The 5691-nt window shown below is 49.4% G+C and carries 4 protein-coding genes; 2 read left to right on the top strand and 2 right to left on the bottom strand.

Annotated features, from left to right (window positions below):
- Window positions 1-125 precede the first annotated feature (125 nt).
- On the bottom strand, window positions 126-1472 hold the full coding sequence (locus ACUVQO_RS22180) for a DNA methyltransferase (RefSeq protein WP_445927995.1): 1347 nt from the start codon (window positions 1470-1472) through the stop codon (window positions 126-128).
- Window positions 1473-1748: 276 nt separating this feature from the next.
- On the bottom strand, window positions 1749-3689 hold the full coding sequence (gene ftsH / locus ACUVQO_RS22185; protein WP_445927996.1) for an ATP-dependent zinc metalloprotease FtsH: 1941 nt from the start codon (window positions 3687-3689) through the stop codon (window positions 1749-1751).
- A gap of 488 nt (window positions 3690-4177) precedes the next feature.
- Between ftsH and ACUVQO_RS22190 the strand changes: the two genes are divergently transcribed.
- Both ACUVQO_RS22190 and ACUVQO_RS22195 read left to right on the top strand, forming a co-directional pair.
- Window positions 4178-4783: a DUF3318 domain-containing protein gene (locus tag ACUVQO_RS22190; RefSeq protein WP_445927997.1), complete on the top strand. Its 606-nt coding sequence runs from the start codon at window positions 4178-4180 to the stop codon at window positions 4781-4783.
- Window positions 4784-4818: 35 nt separating this feature from the next.
- Entirely contained in the window at window positions 4819-5541 is a 723-nt protein-coding gene (locus ACUVQO_RS22195; RefSeq protein ID WP_445927998.1) for an SH3 domain-containing protein, read from the top strand.
- Window positions 5542-5691: the final 150 nt, after the last annotated feature.

Below are 5691 nucleotides of genomic sequence, written 5' to 3' on the forward strand. Positions count from 1 at the left end.
CTTGCCGTATTCCTGCAGATAAATTTCAAGCTGGCGTTGCGATTCGTCTGGCATCATGATCTCCTGAAAAATAACTGTAGAGGGAGACTACTCGTGATAGGCATCAGGCTTTCAACCATGTCCAGCTAGAGAACGGTTGTTTTCTGATCAGAGGAACTCCGACTTTGGGTTTGGAGAAGGTTTAGTGGTATTTCTCCAGGCCAGCGCAACAGAACAACTTCCTCTCGCATTTGCTCTTTGGTGGTGGTAGAGAGACGAGTACGAAACAGGTCAATCCCGACCAACTCATATCCTAGCCCCTGGGCAATGTCTGCCAAAAGTTCGCCTGTTCGGATCATCACTTGCAAGTAGGATTTTTGATCACCTACCACGTAGGCAAGTTGGGCACCGGGACGCAGAATGATTCGTAAATCTGCCAAATGTTTCGCCATGCCACCAAAGTAGAGCTTCACAGATCGGTGGTAGAGCCGTTCAAAACCACTGGTTTTCCCTAGGGCGATGCGACGATCTTCAATGGTTTTTGCAATTTGCTGAATCGCTTCATGCTGCGATACCCATATATCATCTGTGTCGGCCTTAAAGACGTTACGGGTGTTAGAGCGAATGAGTCCTTCTTTTAGCGATCGCAACTCCTGCTTATTCTGGATAAATCCCAGTAAAACCGACTCCAAGCGAGTCGTGCGAGTGTAGTCCTTTTCATTAGGGTAGGGAGGAGAGGTGATTACCACATCGATCGATCCCGGTTCCAGAACACCAAGAAGTTGGCGTGAATCGGCACGATGTACTATGGCAGGTGTGTCTTGGAGAGATTGCAGCCGCTCTAAATCTTCCGCCATGTTATGAACCTGATGCAGCCAGTCCAGAACCACTGGTGCATCCAGTTTTGCTTTGCCTACCCCAACTTCTGGCCCAAAGTAAAGATTACTAATAGAGGTCGTTACCGCTTTTGCCAGGGCTAGTTTTAGATGACCAGTATAGATGGGAGTAGCCTGAAGCTGGATTTGCTCCAATAACACCAAGGTTTTGTGCAGAGGCAGCGGACTGATGGAATTCGTCAAAATAATTTTCTGGCTTTCTTCTGGTAAGGTACGGAGTTTTGTTTCTTTTGCAATAATGGTTTCAGTTGCTTCCCCAATTCGATTAGCCATCTCCAGCAACCCTACTGGATCAGGAGTCCAATCTACCTTGACGGAACCTGCAAACCAGGCCATGGGATTCGCCTCAATGCCGACACTGGAAATTCCCTGCTTTTTACACTCGACTACTGTTGTTCCTGTACCACAGAAGGGATCTAAAATACGCTGATTACCATCTACCCCAAATTTATGCAGGTAGTCCTGCACCAGATGAGGAGGATAGGAGAGAACGAAGCGATACCACTGATGGGCCGCACGATCGCCATCTCTAATTTGATTTGGCTCTGGATGACTATGCTTGGCCGATCGCTTGCCAGTACCTGATGTTGTTTTCAATGGATTTGAGGACACTATAAGTAGTGTGTTAGATAAATGGCAGAGGCATTTTAGTAAAGTTGCTCTGCTACGGCAAGCTTCCTTGAGAACTTGAGAGGTTCAATGGATCAATTGCTCAATGGTATAGCACTTTTATAGAACAAGTATTCTACAAAAAACTTTGGAAATTTTTTCTTCCCAACTTTAAGTCCTGGGTGCTTAGCGGTTTGGCTGACTCACCAAAAGCCACTAGGTACTCAGGACTGGTTAACAAGAGTTATTGAACTTGTACTGTGTCTACACCAAAGTTGCCTGCATCAGTCGGACGCCATCGGGAAGTTTGCCGGAAAGCAGCCAGGAGTTGAGTTCTTCTGGAGCGACGACCTGGTTGAGTCGATCGCGCAAGGCATCGCCTTCCATCACTTCTCGATTCAGCAGTTCCTGAGCCGTTTCTTCCAGCAAGTTCCGGTTCTTGTCCAGAATGGCTAGAGCGATGTGATGGGCACCATCAACGATTTCCTTTACTTCCCGGTCAATTTCCTCCGTGACTTTGGGACTAACGGCTCGACGAGGAGATTGATACCCATCCAGGAATTGCATTTGCTGCTTTTCAAAGGCGATCGGCCCCAGGTAATCACTCATCCCGTAAAGGGTGACTGATCGCTCTGCCAGATCGGTGGCCTTTTGAATATCATCGCTGGCTCCCGTAGACACTTTGCTAAAGATCAATTCTTCCGCAGAACGACCTCCCAGCAAGGTGGCGATCCGACCGCGAATTTCATCTTCAGCCATCAGGAAGCGATCTTCTTCCGGCAATTGCAGAGTATAGCCCAAAGCTCCCACGCCGCGAGGTACGATGGAGATCTTTTCGACTTTGCCTGCACCGGGCATCAACGCGCCAACGATCGCGTGGCCAACTTCGTGATAAGCGACGATCTTCTTCTCGGTCTCATTCAGGACGCGAGACTTCTTCTCCAGGCCAGCAATCACTCGTTCGATCGCTTCGGTAAAGTCCGCCATAATCACGGACTGCCGACCATTCCGGGCTGCTAACAGAGCCGCTTCATTTACCAGATTTGCCAGGTCTGCACCAACAAAGCCAGGGGTACGAACGGCGATCGCGCCCAGATCAACATCATCCGCCAGTTTCACATTGCGAGCATGGACTTTCAGGATGGCTTCCCGACCCAGCTTGTCAGGGCGATCAACCACCACCTGGCGATCAAAGCGACCGGGACGACGGAGAGCTGGATCCAGCACCTCCGGACGGTTAGTAGCAGCCAGCAGAATTACGCCGGTATTGGCCTCAAAGCCATCCATCTCAGTCAGCAACTGGTTCAGGGTTTGTTCCCGTTCGTCATTGCCACCAAACATCCCTCCTTGGGCGCGGGATTTACCCAAGGCATCCAATTCGTCAATAAATACAATGCAGGGAGCCTGTTGCTTGGCCTGGGTAAACAGATCGCGCACCCGCGAAGCGCCCACCCCAACAAACAACTCAATAAACTCAGACCCAGAAATGCTGAAGAAAGGAACTCCCGCTTCTCCGGCGATCGCTTTGGCTAGCAAGGTTTTCCCCGTTCCCGGTGCGCCAACCAGCAACACCCCTTTGGGGATTTTAGCTCCTAGCCTTGTATATTTATCAGCATTTTTCAGAAAGTCCACAATCTCCTGAAGTTCAGCCTTTGCTTCATCCACGCCAGCCACATCCGAAAATTTTACCCCCGTGGTGCCTTCCGAATAAATACGAGCTTTGCTCTTACCTACGGTGAGCGCAGCCTGACCGGGGCTACCCTGCCGATTCAACAAAAAGGCCCAAATACCAAAGAAAATCAGTGGCGGTACAACCCAACTCAGCAGTGTACCAATCCAGGCGTTATTGTTTGGCGGTGGTGCACCAAATTCCACATTGTTTTCGCGCAAAATCTTGGGTAAATCCAGATCGACTGAAATCGGAGTTGTTGTGTAAATGCGGGGAGCCTGGGCTGCTTGAGTCGGATCCCCCGTTGGTTCTGGCTTCAACGTATATTGAATGCGATTCGGTGTGATTAACGCCTGAGCCACCTTTCCAGCCTGTACCTGGGCAATGAAATCACTGTAAGGAATGGAAGCTGGACGTGGCCCAAAGCTAGGAATAACAAAATTCAGCAGTAAAAGTAGCGTGAAGAGAATTAATAAGCCGCCCCCAAACTGCCTGGGACGAGGCGCTTTTAGTTTGTTATTGGTTTCGATCGGCATGGGTGGATAGCTCCGTAGTTAAAGAGTCAATGGTCATCGGTCATTCGTCATTGGTCATTGGTCATTAGGCGGAGTTAAAGCTGATACAAAACATAAACTGGTTGATTAACAAAGGACGAATGACAAATGACAAATAACCATGCGCATGTAGCTATAAAGTATTGTAAGGACTTTGTTGTGATAGCTGAATTCGGGATTCACCTCTGATTTGCCTGTAAAACCGTACCTGCTTATAGTGGAGAAGGAATGGTTTTGAGTTTTGAGTTTTCAGTTCTCAGTTGACAGGCCAATGATTTTTGAGATTTTAGATTTAAACCCTGTCCAAGTCTAGAACCGGAGTTTCTCTGATCGAAAAACAACCGTTTTCTAGATGGACTTGGTTTAAGTCTTGAGTTGATTTTGAACTGAGAACTGAAAACTCAAAACTTAGAACTGATCTCTTATGATCTCTTAAAACCTTCTCCAATCCCTATTCCCTCATCCCGAATATGTATCCCGATCCCGAAATTCGCCACCTGATGGATTTACTACCCGCTTCTGGCCGGATGCTGACCAAATTGGTGAGTAAACCTGGACAGGCAACGGTGATTGAGGCTCCTGTTCCCAAGCCGTGGATGGCATTTCGCCCAGTGTCCATCAACTTTGACCTGTGGAACCAACTGTCTCGTGCCCAACGGGATTTGCTGGTGCTGCGAACTGTCAGTTGGGTGACGAGTGTGCGCTGGTTTCGACCCAGTTTGAATCAGGGATTGGTGCTGGCTGGGGTGCTGGGCGTAATTGTGGAAGCTATCCAGGGGGATGCAGTGGGAGTTATTGCTGCCGGATCCCTCAGCGCGATCGCGGGTACACAAATTTGGCGCAGTAATCACAGTACCCAACGAGAATTGGAGGCGGATGAGGCAGCGATTCAAGTAGCAATGCGGCGCGGCTACACAGAATCTCAAGCGGCTCGCTCTCTGCTCTCAGCCATTGAGACGGTTGCGGAGATTGAAGGACGGCCCAGTCTCAGCTTTATTGAATTGTTGCGTTGCCAGAATTTACGGGCGATTGCAGGGGTTTCTCCAGTAGGTGTTCCGGGCAGTTTGAGGGAGTAGGGAATGGGGAGTGGAGAATGGAGTTCAGGTCAAAGATGGCGTTGGCGATGGGAATTAGTTTTGCCATTCCCATAACGACCGCTGGCCTGATCTATGCGATCGCTAAAACACCCTTATCTCAATGGCTCTTTGACCCATCCTTGTCTGGACACCTAGAAGGTACAACGGTCTGTCAAACTCTGACTGCTGATCCAAAACCGCCGCTAAATGTACGTTCCAGCCCAGAGGCTGCTAACGACAATGTAGTGGGGCATATCCCCAATGGCACCCTGTTGACAGTGGTGGATGAATCAGAAGGATGGTTGAGGATTAGCAGCCCAATGCCTGGCTGGGTTTATAAAGAGTTAACAGTGACCAGTTGCGTCAACCCCAGGGATGCGGTTAGTCAAGCCATGCTAGTGCCTGAGCAGGGAGACACTTCTGATCGGGGAATTTATTTCATGGCGATCGCCACTCAGCAATACCAATCGGGCAATCTCAATGGCGCGATCGCCCTGGTAAAATCCGTTTCTGCAGACAGCCTAGCTTACCCAACGGCGAAACTGGCGGCTGTGCAGTGGCCCCAGGAATGGAATCGAGCTGAGGCTAGATATTATAGCGCTCAAAAAGCTTTACGAGATGGTCGCTGGCAGGATGTCATCATGAGTGCAAGGGAATTTCCGGACATTCGCTTCTGGAAAGAGAAACTGACTCCTATAGTGAAACAGGCGATCGAGCAAAGCCAGCCTGCTCAGTCAGTATCGAGTGCGCAACGGTAAACACGATCGCCCAACTCCTCCCGCGATCGCCTTTCTTCAATAGCAAGTGCCTCCTGCGGATATCTTGAAGGGTGTACCTAATCCAGGAAAGGGAAGGTCAATCGTGGGTTTATCAAAACAACAGGTCTCCCGATCTCTTCCGTTTTGATA

This window comes from Leptodesmis sp. (assembly GCF_052746595.1).